The 26,673-nt window shown below is 49.1% G+C and carries 18 protein-coding genes, 16 tRNA genes and 2 rRNA genes; 30 read left to right on the forward strand and 6 right to left on the reverse strand.

Annotated elements, in window-relative coordinates; all coding sequences use genetic code 11:
• The first annotated feature begins 87 nt into the window (after positions 1–87).
• From ACYVUT_RS04600 to ACYVUT_RS04610, 3 genes are all read left to right on the forward strand, one after another.
• Positions 88–2,994, forward strand: a 23S ribosomal RNA gene (locus ACYVUT_RS04600).
• Positions 2,995–3,061: 67 nt separating this feature from the next.
• A 5S ribosomal RNA gene (rrf, locus tag ACYVUT_RS04605) occupies positions 3,062–3,178 on the forward strand.
• Positions 3,179–3,286: 108 nt separating this feature from the next.
• The gene (locus ACYVUT_RS04610) at positions 3,287–4,162 is read left to right on the forward strand and encodes a TrmH family RNA methyltransferase (RefSeq protein WP_484501535.1); all 876 of its coding nucleotides are present in this window, start codon (positions 3,287–3,289) and stop codon (positions 4,160–4,162) included.
• 41 nt (positions 4,163–4,203) lie between these two features.
• Here ACYVUT_RS04610 and asnB read toward each other — a convergent pair whose 3' ends face one another.
• Positions 4,204–5,796, reverse strand: a complete 1,593-nt coding sequence (gene asnB, locus ACYVUT_RS04615) for an asparagine synthase B (protein WP_484501536.1) — start codon at positions 5,794–5,796, stop codon at positions 4,204–4,206.
• Between the two features lie 533 nt (positions 5,797–6,329).
• Here asnB and ACYVUT_RS04620 point away from each other — a divergent pair.
• The 18 genes from ACYVUT_RS04620 to ACYVUT_RS04705 all read left to right on the forward strand — a co-directional run bounded on the left by ACYVUT_RS04620 (position 6,330) and on the right by ACYVUT_RS04705 (position 10,066).
• A tRNA-Asn gene (locus ACYVUT_RS04620) sits at positions 6,330–6,402 on the forward strand.
• Positions 6,403–6,405: 3 nt separating this feature from the next.
• A tRNA-Pro gene (locus ACYVUT_RS04625) sits at positions 6,406–6,479 on the forward strand.
• A 13-nt stretch (positions 6,480–6,492) separates the two neighbouring features.
• Positions 6,493–6,564: transfer RNA gene (locus ACYVUT_RS04630), tRNA-Gly, on the forward strand.
• A 29-nt stretch (positions 6,565–6,593) separates the two neighbouring features.
• A tRNA-Arg gene (locus ACYVUT_RS04635) sits at positions 6,594–6,667 on the forward strand.
• A gap of 2 nt (positions 6,668–6,669) precedes the next feature.
• Positions 6,670–6,742, forward strand: a tRNA-Val gene (locus ACYVUT_RS04640).
• 3 nt (positions 6,743–6,745) lie between these two features.
• Positions 6,746–6,817, forward strand: a tRNA-Glu gene (locus ACYVUT_RS04645).
• A 41-nt stretch (positions 6,818–6,858) separates the two neighbouring features.
• Positions 6,859–6,946, forward strand: a tRNA-Ser gene (locus tag ACYVUT_RS04650).
• A 9-nt stretch (positions 6,947–6,955) separates the two neighbouring features.
• A tRNA-Met gene (locus ACYVUT_RS04655) sits at positions 6,956–7,029 on the forward strand.
• A gap of 3 nt (positions 7,030–7,032) precedes the next feature.
• Positions 7,033–7,106, forward strand: a tRNA-Asp gene (locus tag ACYVUT_RS04660).
• A 6-nt stretch (positions 7,107–7,112) separates the two neighbouring features.
• Positions 7,113–7,185 (forward strand) — tRNA-Phe (locus ACYVUT_RS04665).
• A gap of 8 nt (positions 7,186–7,193) precedes the next feature.
• Positions 7,194–7,275: transfer RNA gene (locus ACYVUT_RS04670), tRNA-Tyr, on the forward strand.
• Positions 7,276–7,279: 4 nt separating this feature from the next.
• A tRNA-Trp gene (locus tag ACYVUT_RS04675) sits at positions 7,280–7,350 on the forward strand.
• A 13-nt stretch (positions 7,351–7,363) separates the two neighbouring features.
• Positions 7,364–7,436, forward strand: a tRNA-His gene (locus ACYVUT_RS04680).
• A 29-nt stretch (positions 7,437–7,465) separates the two neighbouring features.
• Positions 7,466–7,536, forward strand: a tRNA-Cys gene (locus ACYVUT_RS04685).
• 28 nt (positions 7,537–7,564) lie between these two features.
• A tRNA-Leu gene (locus ACYVUT_RS04690) sits at positions 7,565–7,649 on the forward strand.
• Between the two features lie 17 nt (positions 7,650–7,666).
• A tRNA-Leu gene (locus ACYVUT_RS04695) sits at positions 7,667–7,751 on the forward strand.
• A gap of 363 nt (positions 7,752–8,114) precedes the next feature.
• Positions 8,115–9,734 carry a peptide ABC transporter substrate-binding protein gene (locus tag ACYVUT_RS04700; protein ID WP_484501537.1) on the forward strand — a complete coding sequence of 540 codons (1,620 nt, stop codon included), beginning with the start codon at positions 8,115–8,117 and terminating at the stop codon, positions 9,732–9,734.
• 89 nt (positions 9,735–9,823) lie between these two features.
• On the forward strand, positions 9,824–10,066 hold the full coding sequence (locus ACYVUT_RS04705; protein ID WP_439775923.1) for a hypothetical protein: 243 nt from the start codon (positions 9,824–9,826) through the stop codon (positions 10,064–10,066).
• A 58-nt stretch (positions 10,067–10,124) separates the two neighbouring features.
• On the opposite strand, the gene ACYVUT_RS04710 is transcribed toward ACYVUT_RS04705, so the two are convergent.
• Positions 10,125–12,086, reverse strand: a complete 1,962-nt coding sequence (locus ACYVUT_RS04710; protein WP_484501538.1) for an EAL domain-containing protein — start codon at positions 12,084–12,086, stop codon at positions 10,125–10,127.
• 355 nt (positions 12,087–12,441) lie between these two features.
• Between ACYVUT_RS04710 and ACYVUT_RS04715 the strand changes: the two genes are divergently transcribed.
• The 7 genes from ACYVUT_RS04715 (at position 12,442) to ACYVUT_RS04745 (ending at position 18,968) form a co-directional block, all read left to right on the forward strand.
• The gene (locus ACYVUT_RS04715) at positions 12,442–13,326 is read left to right on the forward strand and encodes a phosphate ABC transporter substrate-binding protein (protein ID WP_439775921.1); all 885 of its coding nucleotides are present in this window, start codon (positions 12,442–12,444) and stop codon (positions 13,324–13,326) included.
• A 19-nt stretch (positions 13,327–13,345) separates the two neighbouring features.
• A complete protein-coding gene (gene pstC / locus ACYVUT_RS04720; RefSeq protein ID WP_439775920.1) occupies positions 13,346–14,254 on the forward strand; it encodes a phosphate ABC transporter permease subunit PstC in 909 nt (302 codons plus the stop codon).
• 2 nt (positions 14,255–14,256) lie between these two features.
• Positions 14,257–15,132: a phosphate ABC transporter permease PstA gene (pstA, locus tag ACYVUT_RS04725; protein ID WP_439775919.1), complete on the forward strand. Its 876-nt coding sequence runs from the start codon at positions 14,257–14,259 to the stop codon at positions 15,130–15,132.
• The gene (gene pstB / locus ACYVUT_RS04730; protein ID WP_439775918.1) at positions 15,132–15,890 is read left to right on the forward strand and encodes a phosphate ABC transporter ATP-binding protein PstB; all 759 of its coding nucleotides are present in this window, start codon (positions 15,132–15,134) and stop codon (positions 15,888–15,890) included. The genes pstA and pstB overlap by 1 nt, the downstream gene beginning before the upstream one ends.
• Before the next feature lie 18 nt (positions 15,891–15,908).
• Positions 15,909–16,547, forward strand: a complete 639-nt coding sequence (gene phoU, locus ACYVUT_RS04735) for a phosphate signaling complex protein PhoU (protein WP_439775917.1) — start codon at positions 15,909–15,911, stop codon at positions 16,545–16,547.
• 85 nt (positions 16,548–16,632) lie between these two features.
• Positions 16,633–17,310, forward strand: coding sequence for a response regulator transcription factor (locus tag ACYVUT_RS04740; protein WP_439775916.1), 678 nt, complete (start codon positions 16,633–16,635; stop codon positions 17,308–17,310).
• Positions 17,310–18,968 carry a sensor histidine kinase gene (locus ACYVUT_RS04745; RefSeq protein WP_439775915.1) on the forward strand — a complete coding sequence of 553 codons (1,659 nt, stop codon included), beginning with the start codon at positions 17,310–17,312 and terminating at the stop codon, positions 18,966–18,968. Before ACYVUT_RS04740 ends, ACYVUT_RS04745 begins: the two co-directional genes overlap by 1 nt.
• Positions 18,969–19,041: 73 nt before the next feature.
• On the opposite strand, the gene bsh is transcribed toward ACYVUT_RS04745, so the two are convergent.
• Complete coding sequence (gene bsh, locus ACYVUT_RS04750) at positions 19,042–20,016, reverse strand: choloylglycine hydrolase (RefSeq protein ID WP_439775914.1); 975 nt, start codon at positions 20,014–20,016, stop codon at positions 19,042–19,044.
• Between the two features lie 401 nt (positions 20,017–20,417).
• Between bsh and abc-f the strand changes: the two genes are divergently transcribed.
• Complete coding sequence (gene abc-f / locus ACYVUT_RS04755; protein WP_484501539.1) at positions 20,418–21,923, forward strand: ribosomal protection-like ABC-F family protein; 1,506 nt, start codon at positions 20,418–20,420, stop codon at positions 21,921–21,923.
• Between the two features lie 331 nt (positions 21,924–22,254).
• Here the strand turns inward: abc-f and ACYVUT_RS04760 are convergent, their stop codons facing one another.
• Positions 22,255–22,911: an NUDIX hydrolase gene (locus ACYVUT_RS04760; protein ID WP_484501540.1), complete on the reverse strand. Its 657-nt coding sequence runs from the start codon at positions 22,909–22,911 to the stop codon at positions 22,255–22,257.
• A gap of 63 nt (positions 22,912–22,974) precedes the next feature.
• On the opposite strand from ACYVUT_RS04760, the gene ACYVUT_RS04765 reads away from it, so the two are divergent.
• Complete coding sequence (locus ACYVUT_RS04765) at positions 22,975–24,045, forward strand: glycoside hydrolase family 18 protein (protein ID WP_484501541.1); 1,071 nt, start codon at positions 22,975–22,977, stop codon at positions 24,043–24,045.
• A gap of 36 nt (positions 24,046–24,081) precedes the next feature.
• Here the strand turns inward: ACYVUT_RS04765 and ACYVUT_RS04770 are convergent, their stop codons facing one another.
• Together ACYVUT_RS04770 and ACYVUT_RS04775 are read right to left on the reverse strand one after the other, a co-directional pair.
• Entirely contained in the window at positions 24,082–24,666 is a 585-nt protein-coding gene (locus ACYVUT_RS04770; RefSeq protein WP_484500102.1) for an NUDIX hydrolase, read from the reverse strand.
• Positions 24,667–25,032: 366 nt separating this feature from the next.
• On the reverse strand, positions 25,033–26,577 hold the full coding sequence (locus ACYVUT_RS04775) for a YfcC family protein (RefSeq protein ID WP_484501542.1): 1,545 nt from the start codon (positions 26,575–26,577) through the stop codon (positions 25,033–25,035).
• Between the last annotated feature and the right edge of the window lie 96 nt (positions 26,578–26,673).

Genomic DNA, 26,673 nt, shown 5'->3' on the forward strand with positions numbered 1-26,673 from the left:
CTTAATTCCAAGAAAAAACCGAGAATCATTGAGATCAATGAAAACATTGCAAAGCGACCGAGAGAGTTCGAAAGAACAAACTTGCAAGGTCAAGTGAAGAAGGGCGCACGGTGAATGCCTTGGCACTGGAAGCCGATGAAGGACGCGACTAACCGCGAAAGTCTTCGGGGAGCCGTAAGTAGGCTTTGATCCGGAGGTCTCCGAATGGGGGAACCCAGCATGTGCAGACATGCTATTCTTGTGTGAATACATAGCACAAGAAAGGAACACGCAGTGAACTGAAACATCTAAGTAGCTGCAGGAAGAGAAAGAAATATCGATTTCCCAAGTAGCGGCGAGCGAACAGGAAAGAGCCCAAACCGGCAGATTTATCTGCCGGGGTTGTAGGACTGAAACATGGCACTTCAGAGGATAGCAGAAGCGTTTGGGAAGACGCGCCAGAGAGGGTGAGAGCCCCGTAAGCGAAATCCAAAGAAGGCCTATCAGTATCCTGAGTAGGGCGGGACACGTGAAATCCCGTTTGAATCCGCGAGGACCATCTCGCAAGGCTAAATACTAACCAGTGACCGATAGTGAACCAGTACCGTGAGGGAAAGGTGAAAAGAACCCCGGGAGGGGAGTGAAAGAGAACCTGAAACCGTGTGCCTACAAGTAGTCAAAGCCCGTTAAGGGGTAATGGCGTGCCTTTTGTAGAATGAACCGGCGAGTTGCGTTAGTCAGCAAGGTTAAGTCAGAAAAGACGGAGCCGCAGCGAAAGCGAGTCTGAAGAGGGCGAGCAGTTGGCTGACGCAGACCCGAAACCAAGTGACCTACCCATGACCAGGTTGAAGGCGCGGTAAAACGCGCTGGAGGACCGAACCCACGTAAGTTGAAAATTGCGGGGATGAGTTGTGGGTAGCGGTGAAATTCCAAACGAACTTGGAGATAGCTGGTTCTCTCCGAAATAGCTTTAGGGCTAGCCTCGCAAAGAGGATGCTGGAGGTAGAGCTCTGTTTGGACTAGGGGCCCGTCAAGGGTTACTGAATTCAGATAAACTGCGAATTCCAGACATTTATGTGCGGGAGTCAGACTGCGAGTGATAAGATCCGTAGTCGAAAGGGAAACAGCCCAGATCACCAGTTAAGGTCCCAAAATTCATGCTAAGTGGAAAAGGATGTGGAGTTGCGCAGACAACTAGGACGTTGGCTCAGAAGCAGCCATCATTCAAAGAGTGCGTAATAGCTCACTAGTCGAGTGACGCCGCGCCGAAAATTTACCGGGGCTAAGCATGATACCGAAACTGTGGATGTGCATTATGCACGTGGTAGGAGAGCGTTCTAGCGGCGGTGAAGCATGACCGAGAGGACATGTGGAGCTTCTAGAAGTGAGAATGCCGGTATGAGTAACGAAAGACAGGTGAGAATCCTGTCCGCCGCAAGACTAAGGTTTCCTGGGGCAGGCTCGTCCGCCCAGGGTAAGTCGGGACCTAAGGCGAGGCCGAGAGGCGTAGTCGATGGACAACAGGTTGAGATTCCTGTACTGCACCGAATCGTTATGAGCGATGGAGGGACGCAGGAGGCTAGCAGCGCGTGGTGCTGGATACCACGTTCAAGCGTCAAGTCTGAGAGCGAGTCAAATGCTTGCTCTCATAAGGACAAGGCGTGATGAGGAGCGAAATTAAAGTAGCGAAGGCTGCGACGTCACACTGCCGAGAAAAGCTTCTAGCCAGAGACGGTGCACCCGTACCGCAAACCGACACAGGTAGTCGAGGAGAGTATCCTCAGGTGAGCGAGAGAACTCTCGTTAAGGAACTCGGCAAAATGGCCCCGTAACTTCGGGAGAAGGGGCGCTGGTCGCAAGATCAGCCGCAGTGAAAAGGCCCAAGCAACTGTTTATCAAAAACACAGGCATCTGCAAAATCGTAAGATGAAGTATAGGTGCTGACACCTGCCCGGTGCTGGAAGGTTAAGAGGAGAGCTTAGCGCAAGCGAAGGTTTGAATTGAAGCCCCAGTAAACGGCGGCCGTAACTATAACGGTCCTAAGGTAGCGAAATTCCTTGTCGGGTAAGTTCCGACCTGCACGAAAGGTGTAATGATTTGGGCACTGTCTCAACGAGAGACTCGGTGAAATTATAATACCCGTGAAGATGCGGGTTACCCGCGACAGGACGGAAAGACCCCATGGAGCTTTACTGCAGTTTAATATTGGGTATCTGTCAAGCATGTACAGGATAGGTAGGAGCCGGAGAAGATAGGACGCCAGTCTTATCTGAGGCGCTGTTGGGATACTACCCTTGCTTGACGGATGCTCTAACTCAGGCCTGTGATCCAGGCCGAGGACAGTGTTTGACGGGCAGTTTGACTGGGGCGGTCGCCTCCTAAAGTGTAACGGAGGCGCCCAAAGGTTCCCTCAGAATGGTTGGAAATCATTCGCAGAGTGTAAAGGTAAAAGGGAGCTTGACTGCGAGAGAGACAACTCGAGCAGGTACGAAAGTAGGGCTTAGTGATCTGGTGGTACCGCATGGAAGGGCCATCACTCAACGGATAAAAGCTACCCTGGGGATAACAGGCTTATCTCCCCCAAGAGTTCACATCGACGGGGAGGTTTGGCACCTCGATGTCGGCTCGTCGCATCCTGGGGCTGAAGTCGGTCCCAAGGGTTGGGCTGTTCGCCCATTAAAGCGGCACGCGAGCTGGGTTCAGAACGTCGTGAGACAGTTCGGTCCCTATCCGTCGTGGGCGCAGGAAATTTGAGAGGAGCTGTCCTTAGTACGAGAGGACCGGGATGGACGCACCGCTGGTGTACCAGTTGTCTTGCCAAAGGCATCGCTGGGTAGCTATGTGCGGACGGGATAAGCGCTGAAAGCATCTAAGTGCGAAGCCCCCCTCAAGATGAGATTTCCCATTTCTTTAAGAAAGTAAGACACCTCAGAGACGATGAGGTAGATAGGCCGGGAGTGGAAGAAGCGTGAGCTTTGGAGCGGACCGGTACTAATCAGTCGAGGACTTGACCAAAAGAGCGAAGCAATGAGGTTTTGACTTGGAAAGATATTCAGTTTTGAGCGTGCAAGCTCAAAGAGAGTGCGGTGGCAATGGCAAGAAGGATACACCTGTTCCCATGCCGAACACAGCAGTTAAGCTTCTTAACGCCGAAAGTAGTTGGTGGGAAACTGCCTGCGAGGATAGGAAGCTGCCGCGCGAGACAAGAGTCAGACGGAAGTCTGGCTCTTTTTGTTTTCTATAGTAAAATAGGTGAGGGTATAGAGATTAAGTACACTTGTAAAAGTACGAAGAAAGATATAAAGACATGGACAGAATTGACAGAGAAAATAATCTGATCAGAGTTAAGGCTTTTGATGATCCCAGACTGAAGCTGTTTACGGACTACAATGAAGCCCAGCTCTTTCACTACTATGAGCCAGAAGCCGGTATTTTCATCGCTGAGAGTCCCAAAGTAATCGAACGGGCAATTAGGGCTGGCTATGAGCCAATCGCCATGCTGGTGGAGGAAAAGGCCTTAGAACGTGATTTGGCAGACTTTGACCGGGAGTTGGCCGCTAACCACGATCACTTGCCTGATTTTCCGATCTTTATTGCCCAATCAGAGCTTTTGCGCCAGCTGCCAGGCTATAATCTGCTTCGCGGTGCCATCTGTGCTTTTAGAAGAAAAAAACGGCCAAGTCTGGTTGAATTTGCCGCTGCCTTGCCCAAGCATGCCAGAGTTGGGGTCTTAGAGAGCGTCGTTAATCCGACCAATGTCGGGGCCATTTTCCGCTCAGCCGCCGCTCTAGGCATGGATGGGGTCTTGATCACGACAGACTCTAGTGATCCTTTATACCGGAGAAGCGGCCGGGTCAGCATGGGGACGGTCTTTCAAGTACCTTGGACTTATCTGGATAAAACCCTTTGGCGGGAAAAGGGCGTGGCCAGCTTGCAGGAATTGGGCTTTAAGACCGCGGCTATGGCTTTAAGAGACAATACGGTTGATATCGACGATCCGGTCTTAAAAGAAGCAGATCGCCTGGCTGTAATTCTGGGTTCTGAAGGACCAGGCTTGTTGCCGCAAACGATCGCTGAGAGCGACTATACGATCAAGATTCCGATGGCTGAAGGGGTGGACTCTTTAAATGTTGCTGCTGCTAGTGCTTTAGCCTTTTGGGAAGTCAAAAAAGGACTGGATTAGCTTCCAGTCCTTTTTGTTTTTATTTTATTTTTCTTTTTTCCTTATTCACCGCTGGCCCCGTAGTTGCTGAGAACCCGGGCACTTGGATCCATAACTCCTTCCAGGCTCTTCCAGCTTCTGTTTGGCATCCAGTAGTCCTTGATCCAGTCAGCCTTGCCAGGGTAGAATTCTTCAAAAATATCCCGGTAAAGAAGAGATTCCTTGGTAAATGGCGTCCGGTATGGGTACTTTTCGCCGGCTTTTGCCAGGTCTTCATCGCTGTACTTGCTTTCAGCGTATTCCTTAAGGTCATCTACCATGGAGTGGCCCACGGCGTCGCTGAAGGCTGCTTTTTCCCGCATAAGGATGTCGCGCGGCAGCCAGTCGCCTTCTTCAAAAGCCTTCCGGAGCAAGTACTTGCCCTTGTGGTAGTGGTTCATCTTGAGATCTGGGTCAACACTCATGACATAGTCGACGAATTCCCGGTCAGCGAAGGGTACTCTGCCTTCCAAAGAGTTGGCGGAAATACAGCGGTCAGCCCGCAGCACGTCGTACATATAGAGCTCTCTAAGGCGCTTGGCTGCTTCTTTTTGGAATTCTTCCGGGCTTGGAGCGAAGTCAGTGTACTTATAGCCAAAAAGCTCATCAGAGCATTCACCAGTCAAGATGACCTTCAAGTCAGTCGTTTCGTGGATCTTCTTGCAAAGAATGTACATAGCGATTGAAGCCCGGATGGTGGTAATGTCCCAAGTTTCCAAAGTGTAGATGACTTCTCTTAAAACGCCCAGCACATCTTCTCTGGTCATAATGAATTCCGTGTGGTCAGTCCCCAGGTAGTCAGCCACTTCCCGGGCATATTTAAGGTCGATCGGGTTTTGGTCCATCCCAATGGCAAAAGTTCTGATCTTGGTGTCAGGCTGCAGGCGGGCAGCGATAGAGCAGACGAGGGAGGAGTCAAGGCCCCCTGAAAGGAGGTAGCCGACTGGGGCGTCTGAGGCCAGGCGCTGGTCAACTGATTCAACCAACAGGTCATGAATCTTGTGAGTCGCGGCCTCAAAATCATCAGTGCTCATCTTTGGCGTAAGATCTGGTTCATGGTAGGCGACGATCTTTTCCCCATCATAGTAGTGGCCAGGCAGGAAGGGGTGAATCTCGCCGCAGAGGTCAAGCAGGTTCTTGCCAGTAGAAGCGAAAGCGATCTTGCCTTCTTTTTTGGTAAAGCCATAGAACATGGGCCGGATGCCGATGATGTCTCTAGCCGCGTAAATCGTCTTTGAGAGGTGGTCATAAAGGACGAAGGCAAATTCCCCATCCAGCATTTTAACCATCGTCTCGATCCCGTATTTGCGGTAGAGGGGGATCAGAACCTCGCAGTCGCTGCTGGAAGTAAATTCGTAGTCAGTTTCCAGGTTCTTTTTCAGTTCCGGGTAGTTGTAGATTTCCCCGTTGCAGACCAGGGTGCAGTCCAGGGTTTCAAAAGGCTGCATCCCGCTTTCCGTCAAGTCCATGATGGCCAGGCGGTTGAAACCGAAAGTTATGTCTCTTTCATCAAAGACCTTGGTCATGTCCGGCCCCCGGTCTTGGCACTTGACCAGGGCTTCGTCGAAGGTTTTCAAGTCAAATTCTTTGGAGTCGATAGCTAAAAATCCGCACATGTTTGCTGCCTCTTTCTTTCTAAGCAAAAAATAATTTAAGCAAGTAAAAATTGCTGTTTAATGAAAAAAGGGTCGCCAAGCAAAGAAAAAGCCCTTCGCTCCCCAGTTAGGGACGAAAGGCTTTGTTCCGCGGTACCACCCAAATTGCTCTGTCAATAGAGCCAGCTTCTTGAGCACAATTATGCTCATCCGGCGGTAACGGACCAGAACCGGCCAAGTCTACTGGGCAGAAGCCTTTCGGTTGGCAGCTGAAAAAGTGTTATTCAAGGAGGGCAGAGCCTGCTGAATTTCCACTGTCATCAGCTCACTGGAGGTTGCCCGCCTTTACTCGTCTTTTTATGGCTTGCTTTTTTAATTAAGATCTATTGTAAAACGAATGAGAGAAAAATCAAGTCTGAATTAAAATGATTTTAAAAAGATAAGTGGGAAAGGCCTTGCAAGAAAGATTTTGATTTTTTCTACCAAAAGTGTTGACATTTTCCCTAAGCCCTGTAAAATATTAATTGTTGCGTCGCCGAGATGCAAAAGAAAATTCCGCCTTAGCTCAGTTGGTAGAGCGCTTGACTGTTAATCAGGATGTCGTCAGTTCGAGTCTGACAGGCGGAGTATCGGGAAGTGGCTCAGTTTGGTAGAGCACCTGGTTTGGGACCAGGGGGTCGCAGGTTCAAATCCTGTCTTCCCGATCAAGAGATATACGCGGAAGTAGTTCAGTGGTAGAACATCACCTTGCCATGGTGGGGGTCGCGGGTTCGAATCCCGTCTTCCGCTTAGCATCAAGCGATGCTTAATTGAATAATGCACCCATAGCGCAACTGGATAGAGTGTCTGACTACGAATCAGAAGGTTGTAGGTTCAAGTCCTACTGGGTGCATCGGAGGATTAGCTCAGCTGGGAGAGCATCTGCCTTACAAGCAGAGGGTCACAGGTTCGAGCCCTGTATCCTCCATCTGGCCCGTTGGTCAAGTGGTTAAGACACCGCCCTTTCACGGCGGTAACATGAGTTCAAATCTCGTACGGGTCATTGCCGGAAGGCAAGAATTGAATATTTTCTATCCATTATCTGGAGGATTACCCAAGTGGCTTAAGGGGACGGTTTTGAAAACCGTTAGACGGGGCGACTCGTGCGTGGGTTCAAATCCCACATCCTCCTTTTTATTATCGCGGGATGGAGCAGTCTGGTAGCTCGTCGGGCTCATAACCCGAAGGTCGTTGGTTCAAATCCAGCTCCCGCAATATGGTCCATTGGAGCAGTGGTTTATCTCGCCTCCCTGTCACGGAGGAGATCGCGGGTTCAAATCCCGCATGGACCGTTTGATGGCTCGGTAGCTCAGTTGGTAGAGCAATGGATTGAAGCTCCATGTGTCGGCGGTTCGATTCCGTCCCGCGCCATTGAAAATGGAGGAATAGCGAAGTGGCTAAACGCGGCGGTCTGTAAAACCGCTCTCTCTGAGTTCGGTGGTTCGAATCCACTTTCCTCCATAATAGGGATATAGTTTAAAGGTAGAACTACGGTCTCCAAAACCGTCGGTGTGGGTTCAATTCCTACTATCCCTGTTAAGAAAATATGGCGGTATTGGTGAAGTGGTTAACACACTGGTTTGTGGATCCAGCATACGTGGGTTCGATTCCCACATACCGCCCTAGCCGAAGGGCAGAAAAGAATAATCGTGGCGGTGTAGCCAAGTGGTAAGGCAGAGGTCTGCAAAACCTTAATCGTCGGTTCGACTCCGATCCCCGCCTTAGGCTTAACGGCCAAGTAGAATAGCATGGCGGTGTGGCGGAATTGGCAGACGCGTCAGACTCAAAATCTGGTGTCCATTACGGACGTATCGGTTCGACCCCGATCACCGCTATTCAAGTTTAATATTACGGCGGTGTGGCGGAATTGGCAGACGCGTCAGACTCAAAATCTGGTGTCCATTACGGACGTATCGGTTCGACCCCGATCACCGCTATAATTTGGAGCGACTCTGAGGAGGCGCTCTTTTTTTGCTTTCATTTGCAGGAAAGTTATGAAAGAAACTGCTTTTTATCCTCTTTTTGCCAAAATGGCTTGCATAAAGCTGAAAGTGTGTTAGTATAGTAAGCATATTAGGAAGAACGATTTTTATTTAGAAAGGAGCAAATAGCATGACTCAAGCTGGTATCAATACTTGCAGGCTTGGCGGTGTCGTTGGTAAGGCGAGCCGATTTTTGTCATGTTTTTGCTCTTAATGCAAAAATTCTTGAATAATCTTCAAGCAGCACGGCTGTGAGATTTTTTCTGTTCGCGCCAATGGCATCGTTAACTGGAAACTGTTAATTGTTTATGCGAGGTATTGGAATTGAACAAGGGAAAATCTTTATTGGCTGGTGCTGCTGTTTTGTTTTCTGGGGCGTTTTTGACGGCCTGCGGGCAAAGCAAGGGAGTAAGTGAAAAGCAGGTGCTGAACTGGATGACTTCAGCGGAAATCATCACTATGGACCCATCTAAGGCAACTGACACGACTTCTTTCACTCAGATGGAAAACACCATGGAGGGCCTGTATCAGTTAGGCAAAAACAACCAGGTCAAGAATGCCCTGGCGACTAAGGCAGTCCAAAGCAAGGACGGGCTGACCTGGACTTTTGCTTTGCGTAAAGACGGCAAGTGGTCAAACGGGCAGGCGGTTACCGCTAAAGACTTCGTCTACTCCTGGCAGCGGACGGTTAATCCAAAAACCGCGTCCCAATACAGCTATATCTTCTCCGGTATCAAGAACGCTGACGCGATCGTGGCAGGGAAGAAGTCGCCGGCAAGCCTTGGCGTGAAAGCTCTTGGCAAGTACAAGCTGCAGGTCAAATTGGAGCACAAACTGCCATACTTCAAGCTCTTGATGGCCTTCCCGGTCTTTTTTCCGGAAAGCCAAAGCGCTGTTGAAAAATATGGCAGCAAGTATGGCACTTCTTCCAAGACCACTGTTTTCAATGGGCCATTCATTCAAAAAGGCTGGACTGGGGCCAACCTGTCATGGAAGATGGTCAAGAACAAGAACTATTGGAACAAATCGGCCGTCAAACTGTCTCAGATTAACTTCACGGTTGAAAAGTCACCGTCGACTGCCTACAACCTTTACCAGGATGGCAAGCTGGACACGGCCATTTTGAGCGCCCAGGCGGCTAAAAACCTGCAAAAGCAGGCCGGCTACGTGATCAGAAAGAACAACGGCACGACCTACATGCAGTTCAATACCAAACTGGCTAAATTTAAGAGCACCAAGCTCCGTCAGGCAGTGTCCATGGCGCTTGACCGGAAGGCCCTGGCTAAGACCCTGGGCGGCGGCTTTACCGGCGCGACGACCTTTACCGCGGCTGATATGACCAAGGTAGACGGGCAGGACTTTACCCAGCTGGCCCAGGATAAGACGACCAAGCAAATCACCAGCTACCACAAAAAAGCCGCTCAGACGGCCTTTAAAGCGGCTCTCAAGGACTTGAAGCTGAAGAAGTTATCCTTCACCTTGCTGACGGCTGATGACGACAGCTCAAAGGCAATTGGCGAATACATCCAAAGTGCTTTGGAAACGGCTTTTGGCAAACAGATTTCCGTCAAGGTGCAGAGCCTGCCAACCAAGTCCCAGTTTGCAAAGATGGACAGCGGCAATTTTGAAGCCTGCGTGAGCGGCTGGAATGCTGACTTTGCCGACCCAATTTCATTTTTGGACTGCATGACTTCGAGCAACAGCTACAATTCCGGCAAGTGGGCAAACAAGCAGTATGACCAGCTGATCGCTAAGTCAAAGACTGTTTCTTCATCCAAGCAGCGGATGCAGCTTTTGGCCAAGGCGGAAAATATCTTGATGACCGACCAGGGGGTAACGCCGCTGGTTCAATCCGGCAGTGCCTGGATGCTGAATAGCAAGGTCAAGGGGCTGATCTACAACGGCAGCTACTACTTCGAATTCGCTTATTTGCAGTAAAGGAACAGGTAGAACGATTGTCAAAAAGGCTTGCTTTTGTTAAACTGAAGGCAGAATTAAAAGACTTTTGCAAACAGGGGGAGCAAAAAATGAAGGACTCAAATTCATTCGTTTACAATGTTTGGCTGATCATTCTGTTGGTTGCGGCTTATGTTTGGCCGATCTTCGGGATAGTGCCGGCAATTTACCTTTTTATCAAGCGAAAGGACGAACAGTTAAATCAAATGCAAGGCTGGATTACTCTGGCCTTGATTTGGCAGATCGTCCTCTGGCTGCTTTTGATCTTGGCCGTGGTTTGCTTTGTTGCGGTTGCTGCCGGCTCTGGTAAATAGTAATTGAAAAATAAACATGTAAAAACCGCTAGTCACGCGACTAGCGGTTTTGTCTTGCCTATAAATAAGCTGCCATTTTCTTGTAAAGGTCATCTAGAGGAACTGGTGGGCTGAAAAGGAAACCTTGGGCTAGATCACAGCCGGCTTCTTTAAGAAAGTCGAATTGCTCCTGGGTTTCAACCCCTTCACAAACGGTTTTGATGCCTAATTCTTTAGCCATCCGGCAGATGTTGGCAACGATTGTTTTGGACCGGTCGTCGAACTTCCGGAGGAAGACCATGTCGATCTTGATGACGTCGAAATTGTAATCTTTGAGGACGTTTAAGCTGGAATAGCCACTGCCAAAGTCATCCATCCAGACTTGATAGCCCAAGTCGTGGAAGCGCTGGACCGCTTCAACCATAGCCTGGCTGCCATTAAGGGCACTTTCGGTAATTTCGATGTGCACCTGACTGCGGCTGAGTCCATATTCGGCGACCGTCTGCTCAATTTTTTGGTAAATATCGCAAGCTTCTAAGTCTGTTCTGGAAATGTTGAAGCTGATCGGGAAAATCTCTCTTCCTTCTTCCATTAACTTTTGAGTATCCAGGCCATAGCCTTCCAAAACATGGCAGTCGACCTTGTAGACTATCTGGTTTGCTTCCAGGACCGGAATGAACTTGTCTGGTGAAAGAAAGCCGTAAGCCGGGTCAATCCAGCGCGACAGCGCTTCGCATTCGGCCAATTTCATGGTCTTAATGTCAATCAAGGGCTGATAGTAAATCTTGAGCCAGTTGTCCTGGCAGGCTTGATCGATATTTTCCAAAACATGTACCCGGATTTCATCGGCTTTGGCTAATTCATCATTATAGACACCGATTACATCTGTTGTATCTTTGACAGAGTTTAAGGCGCTGCCTGCTTGGTCGAGAACATGAACCAGGTCGGTAGTGCGCTGGCGGCGCAGAAGCTTGCTGCTTGGCGTAAAAGGCGCCAGGCCAACCTTAAAAAGGAGTGTCTCACCTCTGCTTCCAGTAGCAATATCTTGGGCAATAGAGAGGAATTTTTTCTCTTCATCTCCGACGATTACGCCGATAAAGTGGCTGCCGCCGCTGCGAACGATAGCAGTTTCAGGAAAATTTTCTTTTAACTTGCGATGAACCTGCTTGAGCAGGTTGGTCCCGGCCTGGTAGCCGTTAGCCAGGTTGTAGTCATGCAAATTGACCAGGGAACTGTAAAAAATGAACAAATCTTTGTTTTGGGGCAGCTGCTTGATAATATCGTCAGAATGTTCCAAAAAGTAGTAAAGATTCTTGGAACCAGTTAAGGGATCATCGCTGTATTTTTGCAGGTAGTTTTCATAGCGTGTAATGCTGAAAATATTATACTTCATGAACACGATGTACATGATGCAGGAAATCAGGGCTAAAATGCTGACCACGTAGCCGATGGGGGTGGGCATTGCCGAGTTGCTGCCGTCAAGAAACATGCGGGGAAATTCAGCCTGGGCAACAACCAGGACCATGCAAAGCAGGGTAGACCAGAAAAAACGGCTGTCTTCAGTGATTACGGTATGTTCCTGGCTGATGTAGAGAATTTCCTTTCTAAAGAGGAAGTACAGGCCAAGAGTTAAAAGAATGGTGAAGAAGTCCCATTGCCAATCTTGATTGGCCAGAAGAGAGGATATTTCGGCGGCAATGACAAATTGACAGTAGGTGAAGAGGGCCACGGAAGCCTTCTTATTTATCAAGCGTTGATAAAGGGCAATGACCAAAAGCAAGGTCAAAAGGATGAGGCTGGTTGCCAAAAAGAAGTCGCTCAAAGCATTGAAACTAAGTATGGGACTCAATTTTTGGTAGAGCCAGACGGTCATGATCATGGACGTGTTTAATGACAGAAGGAAGGCTCCAAGACTTTTGCCAATCCGTTTAGGGATGGTTTCTTCTTTAAAAAATAACTGATCACTAATCAAAGCTATCAAAAAAGCTTGCAGGAGAAAAGTGTGATTGCGGGAATAGAAGGCTGAAAACCAAGCTAGCATGTGTTTTTCCTCAAATAATATCTTTATTAATAAAACTGTTTACATATAGATTTTAACATATATTTCTGTCCAAAGCGGATGGAAAATTGGCCTTTTTTAGTAAAGTTAAATTCGTGTAAAGGCGGCTGGAAAAGGGATGTAAGCGCTGCTATTTCGCAGTGTAAAAAATAAGTTAATTAAGCAAAATAAACTGAAAAAGTAAAGTAGAGCCTTGCGAAAGCTTTGAAATTTTGTTAAGAAACTGCCGTGGCTTTAGATAAATTAAGTATTTTACATTGATTTAACAATCATCACTGAATGCATTTAACTTGCCTCCATTAAGATTGAATCAGTAAGAATTCAAGGAGGAATAAACATGTCACGCAAAAAAACCAAAGTCGCTATTGTTGCGCTTGTTTTGCTGGCAATCGTCACCGGCTGCGTAATCGGCAGCTCCAAAGCTGATACCAAGGGAGTTTCCGGGACAGTCAACATCGCCGGGTCATCCGCCCTTCTGCCTTTAGCGCAGAGCGCGGCCAAGACTTTCATGGACCAGAACCCGGACAGTGTCATCAACACTAACGGGGGTGGGTCCGGCCAGGGGCTGCAGCAAGTTTCTGACGGTACCATCGACATCGGGGACTCAGACTTGTTCGCTGAAGAAAAGCTGGATAAGAAGTCAGCCAGCAAGCTGGTTGACCACCAGGTGGCCATTACCGCGATTGCCCCAATCATTAACAAGGATGCTGGGGTCAAGAACTTGACCACTGAACAGCTGATCAAGGTCTTCACTGGCAAGGTAACCAACTGGAAGCAGGTCGGCGGCAATGACTGCCAGATCGTTCTGGTTTCAAGACCATCTTCATCAGGTACCCGGGCAACTTTCGAGCAATACGCTTTAAAGAAGCACGCCAGCCAGTCCAACCAGTCTCTGGAAACTGACGACTCAGGTACTTTGATTCAAATGATCCAAAGCGTTCAAGGCTCAATTGGCTACGTGTCCCTGTCATACCTGACTGGTGACCCGCAAGTTGGCATCGTATCAATTGACGGCATCAAGCCGACGCTGAAGAACGTTTACAACGGCAAGTACACTGTCTGGAGCTATGAACACATGTACACTAAGGGCCAGCCAAAGGGTGCTGCCAAGGCATTCTTGAAGCAGATGCTCAGCAAGGAATACGGTAAAAAGATCGAAGCCATGGGCTATGGCTTAGCATCCAAGCTGACGGCTGCCGCTAAAGCCACCCGTACAAAGTAAGAAGGAGAAATAAGGCATTATGGACAAAGTAGTTCAAAAAGCAATTGCCAGCGATAAGCGCTGGCGCGCGGTCTACATCGCCTGTGGTCTCTTGATCGTTGCTTTGACTCTTCTGATGGGGGCCTTCCTGCTCTACCAAGGCAGCCAGACCTTCCTCAAGGCTCATCACAGCGTTTGGGAGTTCCTGTTTACCAGTGATTGGGCACCACTTGACAAGACCGGCATGTTCGGGGGCAAAGTCGGGGCTGCTATTTACATCGTTGGTTCCCTGGAAACCTGCTTGCTGGGCTTGATCATCTGCCTGCCATTTGCTATCGGCTCAGCCGTTTACATGACCGAAATCTCACCGAAAATCGGTGAAAGATTCTTCCGTCCAGCTACTGAAATCTACGTCAGCATCCCATCCGTTGTTTATGGTTGGTTTGGCCTGACCAAGCTGGTTCCTTTGATCAGAAACATCTTCCACCCGAAGATGGGCGGTTTCTCAGTCCTGGCAGCCTCAATCGTCTTAGCCATCATGATCTTCCCAACGATCACTACTGTGGCCGCTGACGCCATCAAGGCGGTGCCAAACAGCTACAGAGAAGGGGCATACGGTTTGGGTGCAACCCGCTGGCAAGTCATCGGCAAGGTTGTTTTGCCAGCCGCTTCTGGCGGTATCTTAACCGGGATCATCCTGGGTCTGGCCCGGGCAATCGGTGAAGCTTTAGCCGTAGCCATGGTTATCGGTAAGACCCGATCATTTGCAACGAGTCTTTTGTCACCAACCAGCAACTTGACCAGTGCAATCGCCGCCGACATGGGTAACACGGCCCAGGGCGGGGAATACAACTTAGCTCTGTGGTCAATGGCCCTCTTGCTCTTCATCATCTCAATCGTTTTGATCGTCTTGATTCACAAGCTTGGCAATGGAAAGAAGGAAAAATAAACATGAGCCGTGCTAAAAGAAAAGATCGGCTGATGACGGGATTTTTCTACGCCATCGGCTGGATTATGCTGGCTTTCCTGCTCTACTTGACCCTTTCAATCATCTTTGACGGCTTGAAAGGCTTCCAGTGGGACTTCCTGGGAGCAGCCGGGAACGGGATTTTCAACCAGTTCTTCAACACTATTTACTTAGTTTTCCTCTCACTGTTATTCTCAGTGCCGATCGGCATCGGGGCTGGGGTCTACCTGGCTGAATACGCCAAGGAAGGCAAGTTCCTGACAATGTTTGAAATCAGTATTGAATCATTGTCATCCCTGCCATCCATTGTTATCGGTTTGTTTGGCTACCTGGCTTTCATTATGTGGACCGGGATGTCTTGGAACATCCTGGCAGGTGCCTTGACGATCTCAATTCTTTCTATTCCTCTGATAACTACTGAAACCAATAACGCCATCCGGTCTTTGCCGGTGGAATACAAGGAAGGTTCCCTGGGCCTGGGCGCGACCAAGTCTGAAACCATCCGCAAGGTCTTGATTCCAGCGGCCATGCCGCAGATCTTGACCGGGGTAATCATGGCTGCCGGCCGTGGGTTCGGTGAAGCCGCTGCCCTTTTGTACACTTCCGGCCAGTCAACTTACATCAACTGGCAAAACTTCTGGAAGGTTACCTCACCAACTTCACCGTTGAATCCGTTCAGAAGTGGTGAAACCCTGTCCCTGCACATCTGGGTCATGAGAACTGAAGGGGCCTTGAACCCGTCAGCTACCCAGATCGCCAACTTTACTTCAGCAGTTCTGGTCGTTTTGGCCCTGCTCTTCACTTTGGTTACGCGCCGCATTTCAGACAAGATGCGCAAGCGCAATAACGGAGGAAATTAATGATGGAAGACAAAATTACAATCGAAAATCTGAATCTTTACTACGGCGATTTCCACGCCTTGCATGACGTCAACATGCACATTCAAAAGAATGAAATTACTGCCTTCATCGGCCCGTCAGGCTGCGGGAAGTCAACTCTTTTGCGGTCACTCAACAGAATGAATGACCTGGTTGAAGGCTGCCGCATCGATGGTTCAGTTAAGCTGGATGGCACTGACATCTACAATGGTGACCTGGACGTGACCGTCCTGCGGCAAAGAGTCGGCATGGTCTTCCAGAGACCAAACCCGTTCCCGATGAGCGTTTACGATAACGTTGCCTACGGTCCGCGGATCCACGGGATTACTGACAAGAAGGAACTGGACGAAATCGTTGAAACTTCTTTGAAGCAGGCAGCTATTTGGGACGACCTGAAGGACCGGCTGAAGAAGTCAGCCCTGGGTCTGTCCGGTGGTCAGCAGCAAAGACTCTGCATTGCCCGGGCCCTGGCTGTCAAGCCAGAAGTATTGTTGATGGACGAACCGACCAGTGCTCTGGACCCGATCTCAACCTCTAAAATTGAAGAATTGGCCTTGGAACTGAAGAAGAACTACACGATCGTCATCGTTACGCACAACATGCAACAAGCTGTACGTATCTCTGACAAGACTGGCTTCTTCCTCTTGGGTGACCTGGTTGAATTCGGTGAAACTGACCAGCTCTTTTCCATGCCTAAGGATGAAAGAACTGAAAGATACATCACCGGTCGGTTCGGTTAAGGCTAGAGGAGGCCAAAAATGAGAACGAGATTTGATAGAGAATTGGACCACTTGCAAGAAGCGATGGAAGAAATCGGCCAGCTTTGCAAGGAAACCATTTCTGAATCAACTGATACTCTGTTTACCGGCAACTACCATGAAGCAGAGGACACGATCAACCTGCACCACCGCATCCACAAGAGTGAGCGTGATATTGAAGACACCTGCCTGCGCCTTTTGATGGAGCAGCAGCCGGTTGCCACCGACCTGCGGGTGATCAGCGCATCTTTAAAGGCAGTTTATGACTTGGAAAGAATCGGTGAAATCGGCGCGGACATCGCTGACCTGGTACTTAATGAGCACCTTTCAGTGGCCAACGACATGCTGAACTTGAAGAGCATGTCCCAAATCGCTACTGGCATGGTCAACGACGCGGTAACTGCTTTGGCTACGAAAAATGATGAGTTGGCCAAGGCGGTTATCAGCCGCGATGACCAAGTCGACGAAAGCTTTGACAAAGCGAAGGCATTTTTGATCGATAACTTCAACAAGGATGGCAACCCGGAATATTTGATCAATTTGATGATGGTCGCTAAGTACTTTGAAAAAATCGGCGATCACGCCGTCAATATTGCTAAATGGTCCTTATTTGTAACTACCGGCAAGGCTGGCAGATAAGTCCATGAAATTCCCCTTACCACTCTTGTGAATGATTATGGTTGTCAACTATAATTAAGTTTAAGAAAGGTTAAGGGGATTTTTTATGACTGAAATTTGGTGCGTGGAAGACGACGAAAGCATCCGCGAAATCGAAATGTACACGCTGGAATCAATGAACTTCAAGGTCCGCGGCTTTGAAGATGGACAATCTTTTTTCAAGGCCCTGGACAATAACCGGCCTGATTTGGTGATTTTGGACTTGATGCTGCCTGATGAAGACGGCAGTGAAATCCTCCACCAGATCAGATCTACTTCCGCGACCGAAGACTTGCCGGTCATCATTGCCAGTGCTAAGACGGCTGAATATGACAAGGTCAAGAACCTGGACTCTGGGGCAGATGACTACTTAACCAAGCCCTTCGGGATGATGGAAATGGTTTCCCGGGTCAAGGCCGTCTTGCGGCGGACCAACCACAAGAAGGAGGACAAGATCGAGAAAGACGGGATCAAGATTCTCTTGAAACGGCATGAAGTTTTCGAAAACGGCCACCAAGTCGATTTAACTTTGAAAGAATATGGACTCTTGAAGCTCTTGATCACTCATCCGGGAACCGTCTTTTCTCGGGAAGAAATCATGGATCAGATCTGGGAGACTGGTTTTTACGGTGAAACGCGCACGGTTGACGTTCACGTGAGAACCTTGAGACAAAAGCTGGGTGAGGCTGGTAAGCATATCGAAACAGTGCGCGGGGTCGGTTATCGCTACCATGAAGCAGACTAATGTTTAAGAAGATATTTCGAGCAAGTTTTTTGCTGACTTCCCTGGTTCTCTTCTTTGCTGTCTTGTTGAGCGCTATTGTCTTGAGCATTGACTTTGACCATAATGAGATGGCAGCCCTGGCTTCTCAGGCTGACCTGGCGGCCAGCGGGGTAAATACCAGCGGCAAGAAGTATCTCAAGAGCCTTAAAGGAGAGAACTACCGGATTACTTGGATAAATTCCAAGGGCAAGGTTCTCTACGACAATGAAGAGAATCCAAAGAAGATGGGCAACCATGCCCACCGCGAGGAAGTCGCTGAAGCAATGAAAAATGGCACGGGGACAAGTGAACGCTACAGCACTACTTTGTCAACCGTGACCATGTACTACGCGGAGCGGCTCAAAAACGGCGGGGTCATCCGGGTGGCAATCACCAGAAACTCCTTCTGGCGAATGCTGCTCCGGCTCTTGTCGCCACTTTTGCTGATCATGCTCTTGGCTGTTTTGGTTTCCTGGTTCCTGGCTAAGACAATCTCACAGTCGATTGTCAAGCCGCTGAATGAGATGGATTTGGACAAACCGCTGGAAAGCAAGGCCTATGATGAAATTAAGCCGCTTTTGACCCGGCTGGACAGCCAAAACAAGCAGATTGCTGATCAAATGGAACAGCTGCACCATCGGGAGAAGGAATTTAAGACAGTGACTGATGCCATGCAAGAGGGCTTGATCTTGATTGACCTGGAAGACAAGATCCTTCTATCTAACCCAGCTGTCGTTTCGCTTTTGGGTTTGCACGACAGCGATCCATTGCCAGCTGACGTCAAGGAGATTATTGATCAAAACAGCCGCTTGGCCCATGCTGAGGGAATTGTTGAAAGAAATGGCCGCAACATTCAGATCAGCGCCAGTCCGATTACCAGTCGCAAGATTTTGAAGGGGACTTCGATCTTGGTGGTTGACGTGACGGAAGAGTACCATGAAGAGCAGGTCCGGCGGGAATTCACGGCTAACGTGTCGCATGAACTGAAGACGCCTCTCCAGTCGATCATGGGATCAGCAGAGCTTTTGGAAAACCATTTGGTCAAAGAAGAGGACCGGGACGGCTTTTACAAGAAGATCCACGAATCTTCAGCCCAGCTCTTGACCTTGATTGACGACATTATTCGCTTGTCCCACCTGGATGAAAACCAGCGCTTTGAAGAAATCAAGCTTAATTTGAAGAGTCCGGTGACGGAGGCTTTGGAAGCCCTGCAGGGGTCAGCTGACCGGCACGGAATCAAGCTGGAAACTGACTTGGGCGACTGCATGATTATTGCCAACTTCCGTCTCGTCTATGAAATTGCCTACAACTTGATTGACAACAGCATCCGCTACAACAAGGAAAAGGGCAAGACCAAGGTCACGGTTAAGAAGCACCGGGGCCAGGCAATCTTGCAGGTGGCAGATACTGGGATTGGGATTCCCCAAGAAGCCCAGAGCCGCATTTTTGAACGCTTTTACCGGGTGGATAAGAGCCACAGCCGCAAGACTGGGGGGACGGGCCTGGGCCTGTCGATCGTCAAGCATGCCGTTCAGCAGTGCCACGGGACCATCCGCCTGGAAAGTGAGTTAGGCAAGGGGTCAACCTTTACGGTTATTTTCCCGGCTATGCCAGCGGAAGCAGAAGAAAATAGCAAATAAAGCAGAATGACAGAAGAAAACCAGTTCACTGTAAGCAGTGGACTGGTTTTTACTATATGTTTAAAAAATAAGTTTAGTTGTCGAAGTGGAATTGCAGGTCCTTTTGCAGCTTGTAGCTGGTCAGTTCCTTACTGTCCAGGTCGGTCTTGTGCATGTCTACGGCGTGGACATCCGGGTTGCCATAGGTGGTGTAGTAGTAGATCCCCTTTTCCTGGTTCATGCAGGATGAGTAGATGGTGTATTCATATTCGCCTGGGGTAACTTCACACAGGCCCTTGACTTGTTCAACTGAGCCCAGGATCTTGAAGAATTGGTTGACTGAGCTGGCTTCATCCTTGTCGCAGAGACTGTTGTACTTGGTGAAGACGCAGCGGACGAAGCGGGACTTGCTGGACAAGTCGCCCGGCAGGCCTAAACCGCTCATGCCGCGGGAGTATTCAGTGAGTTCAACGCCGTCAGCAAACTTGTGGTCCAGACGGTGAGCTGAAAGGGCGTAGTAGTCATTCAAGGCGAACTTCATAATCGGGAATGGCGGGTTGTTGGTCATGACGCCGACTGGGTTGTCGTAAACGTGCAGGCCGTCTTCCATTGATTCAACCACGATGCAAGCGTCCTTGTCGGCGATCATCCAGTGCAGGGTACTGGTTGGGAAATCTTTTGAAAAGTCTTCGGCAGAGATGCTGATGTTCTTCAAGGCTTCCTTGGCTTCAGCCACGCTCTTGCAGGTCCCCAGAATGTATGGGACGAATTCAAAGGAAGTAATGTTGTCCTTGCCTTCCTGGTCAGGGAAGTAGTAGGCATTGCCCGCGAAGTTCAAGCCGGCCATGCCCAGCCCTTCTTCGTTGACGGCGTCATAGTAAAGCGGGTAGTCGCCGACAACTGTTGCCATCCCAATAATGGCATAGTGGCTGTCCAGGTCCGGTACTTTCCGCATTGGGAAAACATAGTTTCTTGGAGTGATGGTGACTGTTTCATTGTAAGAAAAGTCCAGGTCCAAATTACGGCCAAAGTAGTGGTCGTCAGTTGCGAAAGTAATTGCTGTACACATGATATAAATACCTCCTGTTAACGTTATTGTAGAACTTTTCACCGGAAAAGGAAAGCAAAATTACTTAAATTTTAGTAGAGAGAAATATAATAAAACAAATAAAAAATAGGGCAATAATCCTTAGAATTAGAATATTAGCAAAACTGTTTAAAAAAGTGCTTGCTCGCCCTGCGCAAGTTATGGTAGTATACAAGGCAAATAAATGATCGAAAAGGAGGCGAAAGCGGTGCGTCTGTAATCTTGCATTTTCCATAGGCAACCATCATGATTCAAGCAGCTTTATTTGTTGCGCGGTCAAGGGGGTTACTATGCACTTTTGCAAGATTGACGCTGCTTTTGCCGCGGAGAGTCTGTCCATTGCAGGGGTGCAGACTCTCTTTTTTCTTTTCGAGGTATAAATTATGACAAATATTCAGATTAAGCACCTTTCCTACACTTATCCCAGCCAGGCAGAAGCGATTTTTAGTGATTTGTCGCTGGATTTAGACTCTAGCTGGAAGCTGGCCCTGGTTGGCCGGAACGGCCGGGGCAAAACAACCTTTCTCCGTCTTTTGGCCGGACAATTGGGAGACCAGCGAGCAGTCAAGTCTCCTTTGACCTTTACTTACTATCCTCGCTTTTTGCCAAAAGATGAAGCGGCCTACTTCAGCTTGATGGACGAAGCAGGTTTTGAACTCTGGCGCTTGGAAAAAGAAATGAACCGGCTGAACTTAGAGCCAGAACTTCTCTACCAGCCCTTTGGCCTTCTCAGCGGGGGAGAGCAGAGCAAGCTGCTTTTGGCCCTGGCCTTCAGCCAAGATGGCGTCTTTCCCTTGCTGGATGAACCGACCAACCACTTAGACAGCGCCAGCCGGCGAGAAGTAGCTGAATACCTGAAAAAATCCAAGACCGGCTATATCGTGGTCAGCCACGACAGGACTTTTTTAGAAGAAGTCAGCGACCATGTCCTGGCCCTGGAGAACGGGGAAATTCACCTTTACCAGGATGACTTTGCCGGCTACCAAGTGACCAAAAAGCAGCGAGACCAGACCAATCAAGAGAAAGACCAGCAGCTGCGCCGGGAGATCAAGAGCCTGGAGAAGAGCCGCAAACAGCTGGCGGCCAATGCACAAAAAGCTGAGAGCAGCATCCATGCTAAGGGGAAAATCAAGCCGGACCGCAGGGCAGAATTGAGTGATAAGGGATTTTTGAGCAAGCGAGCTGCCAAAGTAATGAAGCGGTCGAAAAATGTAGCCCGCCGGCAGGAAAAAGAGGAGGCAGCTAAGCAGGGACTTTTGTCCAATATTGAAGAAGCACCGGCATTAAACTTGAATTTTAAGCCCAATTACCACCAGACCATCTTTACCGGGCGCGATCTAAGCTTAGAGATTGCCGGCCGGACCTTGTTTAAGGGGCTGAATTTGGAATTGTCCAGCCGAGGCATCGTGGCTTTGACCGGGCCAAATGGCAGCGGCAAGACCAGTTTTTTCTCCTGGCTTTTAGGGAAAGAAGATTTGGCCTGCCAAGGGGATTGGGATTTGCAGACGGGGCTTAAAATCAGCTACCTGCCCCAAGACCTGTCAAGTTACCGGGGCCGGCTGGAAGCTTTTGCCAAAGAACATGGCTTAAACTACGAAAACTTTTTAAACCAGCTGAAAAAATTAGGCCTGGAGCGGGAGGCCTTTAAACAAAAGATTGAGGAGATGAGCCAGGGGCAGAAGAAGCGGGTGGCCCTAGCCAAGTCCTTAACTGAAGAAGCCAGCCTCTATCTTTGGGATGAACCGGCCAACTATTTGGACCTTTTCAACCAGGACCAGCTGATTGACCTGCTGAAAAAAGAGCAACCGGCCATGCTTTTGGTTGACCACGACCAGGCCTTTATCGACGCGGTCGCCAAAGAAAAAGTCAGCTTGCGGCCAGTCTTATAATTTGCAAAAATGCCTGTCCTGCCCTAAAATTTACATTAATTTAATAAGAGCCTTTTACTTGATTTTACTTCCTTAGTTTATTCTGTTAACTAAAGGGGGCGGAAAAGCATGACACGGTACGTTTTATGCAAACCGGACAAGCCCAAGCTGACTTATTGGAGCATCATTGCTTTTATTGTACTTGGCATCATCGCCACGGCATATTTGGGGCTGACGGCATAGCTTACTCATTGATAAACTCTTCTCAAAAATACAACTGCGCTAAAAAGCCACGGCATTTTCTGCCGTGGCTTTCGTCTTGTAATATCTATGTAACAAAGGCTTGCTACAATTATTTCCAGAGGTCACTGACAAAGTAGCACAGGGCTGCCCAGGCAACCAAGGGCAGGTAGTGGCCATAGTCGTCTCTGCCTTCTTTTAAAAGGCGACGGGCTTCTTCCTTGTCAACCAATTTGAAATCGCCAAAGACTTCAGTCCCTTCCGCGCCCTTGTGGTTAAGCGCGGACAAGTCATCGACATGGATAACAGCCTTGACGATGGCGTTGCTTTCATCGCTAAAGCCGGAAGCCGTGAAGACCAAGGGGTTGATGACTTCAACCGTGTCATTTTCGCCGACGCTAAAACCTGTTTCTTCCTTGATCTCGCGGATCATGGCTGTTTTGATTGGGTCGGAGCTGGCCAGGTCAGCTGGGTCAATCAAGCCTGCAGGCACGCCGAGCAGGTAGCTGCCGGCTGGATACCGGTACTCATAAAAGAGCAGGAGCTTGTCTTCCTGGCCCGCTTCTTTGACGATGACGTAGGCGCAAGCCGCGTCGGGCAGGGCGCTGCCAAGCTCTGGGTCCTGCTTGAAGGCAAAGAGCTGGTCAGGATTTCTTCTGGAAGCGTCATAGTAGTGGACCCCGTTTTCATAAGCCAGGTCGTAAAGCTTGACGTATTTGGTAGCGGCCAGAGTCTTGCTCTGGTCACGGGAAATTTTGGGTTCTTGCATAAAAGTGTCAGTCCTCCTTATATCACTTTTATTTTACTCCAGGAAAAAAGCTGGAGAGCTTTTTTGCTGAAATTTAACGGTAAGAATGGAGCAGTCATGAAGAAAATCAGCAAATTTTTGAGTATTGTGGCCCTGGGCCTGTTAGTCGGGGGATGCAGCCAGGGGCAAAAGGCCAAGCAGACTAAGAGCAAAACTGAGACAAAGACCAGTCAGACCAGTAAGAAGGCGACCGGGACTTTGGCGAAACTCAGCCAGGGCCGGGATTTGTTTGCCTGGACGGTCTACTGGGACGTAGACAAGCCTTGGCAGACCATTCAAAAAGAAAGCCAGAATATCGACGCGGTCGGGACCTTCGCGGCTTTTTACGATGAAAACAAGAACTACGAGCTTTTTTTAGCAGATGGCAGCAAGAAGCTGGGCAAGGAAATGCGGACTACGGCCAAGACCAGCAAGATCAAGCGCTACATGACCGTGGTTAATGACACCCGGACGGCAGACAAGAGCACCGAGCTCTTGGAGACCCTCCTGTCCAGCAAGTCAAACGCGGACAAGCATGCTAAAGAAGTCGTGGCTCTGGCCAAAAAGTACAATTTTACCGGGGTGGAAATCGACTATGAGCAGATTAGGGACAATCTCAGCCTGTGGAAGAAGTTTTTAGTCTTTGAAAAAGCCCTCTACGCCCGGACTAAGAAGGCAGGACTGGACTTGCGGATCGTGCTTGAGCCGTCAACGCCGGTAAGCAAGATCAACTTCCCTAAGGGACCAGAATATGTCGTGATGTGCTACAACCTTTATGGCTACGGGACGAATCCAGGACCCAAGGCTGACTACAAGTTCTTGAAGAAGACGGTCAAGGACTTCTCCAGCTTAGGCAATATTTCTTATGCCTTGTCAAACGGGGGCTTTGACTTTAACGGGGATGAAGTAACTTCCGTGACAGGCCCTGAAGCTCAGCAAATTAAAAAGAAATACAAGGCCAAGGCCGTCCGCGATAAAAACAGCGGCGCCCTCTACTTCAAATATGGCACCCATACCGTCTGGTATGCCGATCAAACTACCCTGCAGCTGTGGGCCAAGACCCTGGACAAGGCCAGCGGGAAAAAGGTCGGCATCAGCATTTGGCGGATGGAATAAACTGATATAGGAAAGAAAAACTAGCTGAAAAATCAGCTAGTTTTTTCTCTTTTCTTGCTTTTCTTTCGTCGATAGTTTTTGCAGGTATTCCCGTAAAAGCTTTAATCCGCCCACCGGGGTGCAGAAGGCCGGATCTTTGGCCAAAGACTTTTTCCAGACTTCATCCAAGTCAAACCAAGAGGCAGCTGAAACTTCTTCTTCCTGCAAGTGCAATTTCTTTTCGTCAACAGGCTTAGAGTAGACATGCACAAAGGAAACTTCCCGGTTCTTGAATTCGGCATGGTGGAAGACCTCGTCATAGCAGTTGTGGAAGGTGCCGATGAAGGTGAAGTCAGCGGCCTGGCTCTTGATGCCTAGTTCTTCTTCCAGCTCTCTGATGATAGTCTCCAGGGGTTCGTCTCCGGCATCAATGTGGCCAGCTGAAGAGGTGTCAAAGCAGCCTGGGTAGGAGTCCTTATTGGCTGATCTTTTCTGCAGGAGGACCTGCCACTTGCCCTCTTTTTGCCGGATGATCCAAACAGAGGCGCAGCGGTGCCAGGCCCCAATCTGGTGGGCTTCATTCCGTTCAATGGTCTGCCCGGTTGGCCGGCCCTCTTTATCCACAATATCAAGAATTTCCATAGTTTACCTCGAATTTTCAACGCTTTTAGGGCGATTTTACCAGCAAAAAGGCTTTTTGTCATGGCTATGTGAAACAAAAATGCTACTTTAACCGGTTACAAGCGAAAGAGAAGGAATCCCGTAATACCAAGCTTTTTCTTTTAAAAACTGGACAAAAATCATTTGTGCACCAAGGCTGTTAAAAGCATAAATTTAACGATGTAACTAGTTATACCAAGCGTTTTATGGCCTTTAAAAAAGAAAGGCTAAAAAATCGCGACAGCGTGAAACGGTAAAAGTGGAAAAAGTCAAATATTGACCAAAAAAGCAAGGCAAAAGAATTTCCCTTGCCTTGCTTCTTTGAAGCAGTTGTAAAGTGTTAACTGTTTAGTAGACCAGGAGGCCGATTCCCAGGAAGATCAGACAGATCACGAACTGGATGACCAGTTGCTTCCATATGAACTTAAACCAGCGGTCAAAACTGATGTTGACCATGGCCAGGGACATCAAGATCAGGCCAACTGGTGCGATTAAGCCGATATAGCCCTGCCCCCAGTTGTAGGCATCGATCACGCTGGCCCGGTCGACACCGACGATGTTGGCCAACGGCGCCATGATTGGCATGGACAGCACAGCTAAACCAGATGATGACTGGATGAAGAAGCCGAGGACGATGTAGATCAAGAAGAGGACCCAGACGAAGGCCAGCTTGTTCATGCCAGTGATCTGCTTGCTGAAGAAGTACATGATCGTGTCGCTGGTGTGGCTTTCATCCATCACGATGGAGACCGCCCGGGCCAAACCGACCGTCAAGGCAACCCCTAAAAGGTCTGCCGCACCGCTGACAAAGCTTTCCATGAAGCGGTGCTCGCTTAAGCCGGAAACCAGGAAAAGCAGGTAGGAAACGGCCAGGAAGACGACCGCGATCTCAGTAAAGTACCAGCCCTGGCTCTGCACGCCCCAGATCATGACCAAAAAGCCGGCCACGAAGGTGAGCAAAGTTAATTTTTGCCGCCAGGTGAAGTCGCCCTTGTCAGCTTGTGAGTCAAAAGCAAGGTACTTCTTCTTGTTTTCCTCGTATTGGTCGTAGACCAAGGACTTGCTTGGATCCTTGCGGACTTTTTCCGCATAGATGATGGTGTAGAGCATCCCGGCCCCCAGGGAAACCAGGAGCATGACGATTCTCAAAGGCAGGGCCCGGGCGAAGTTGACCCCAGCCGTGTTTGAAGCAATAACGGTTGAGAAGGGGTTGATGGTTGAACCCAAAGTCCCCAAAGTCGTGCCCAGGAAGATGGTAGCGACCACGGTCATCGTGTCATAGCCGGCCTCCAAGAAGACCGGGATCAGCATCGGGTAGAAGGCCATGGTTTCTTCGGCCAGGCCAAAAGTGGTCCCGCCCAGGGCGATCAAGCCCATAACGATGACGATCAAGAGGATCTGCTTGCCCTTGATATGTTCAGACAAGGCCTGCATCCCAGAATTAATGGCCCCATTGGCGTAGACAACCCCGATAATCCCACCGAGGATCAAGATAAAGGTGATAATGTCGATTGAATCGGCAATCCCTTGCACCTGGGAAGTCAAAAACTGGACGACAGCTTCCCGGAAATTAGGCTTTTTGACATTGACTCTTTCGTAAGAGTCTGGAATAGCCACCGGTTTGTAGATAGTGCCGTCGATTAATTTTTTAGCATCGATCTTGACCTTGTAGCGGTCAAGAGTCTTCTGCGTAGCTGGCTCATGCTTGACCTTGCCAGAAGGCATGGTGATGGCAAAATCCTTGGCCGACTGGTCATAAGAGACCGTGGCATAGTTGCCGGCCGGTATGAAAAAGGTTAAAAGCTGGACGAGCACCAAAACGATAATGATGACCGAATAAGCGGTCGGAAATTCATGCTTGCGTTTCTTGCTCCCACTGCGGTGAAAAAGCATCAAAATCATCCTCCTTGTTTGCTTTTGCTTTCCTTACACAATTAATTGTAAGAAAGTGGGGATGATTTTGCAAACGCTTTCGTATAAAGTTAAGCT

The organism is Lactobacillus sp. WILCCON 0059 (assembly GCF_057197985.1).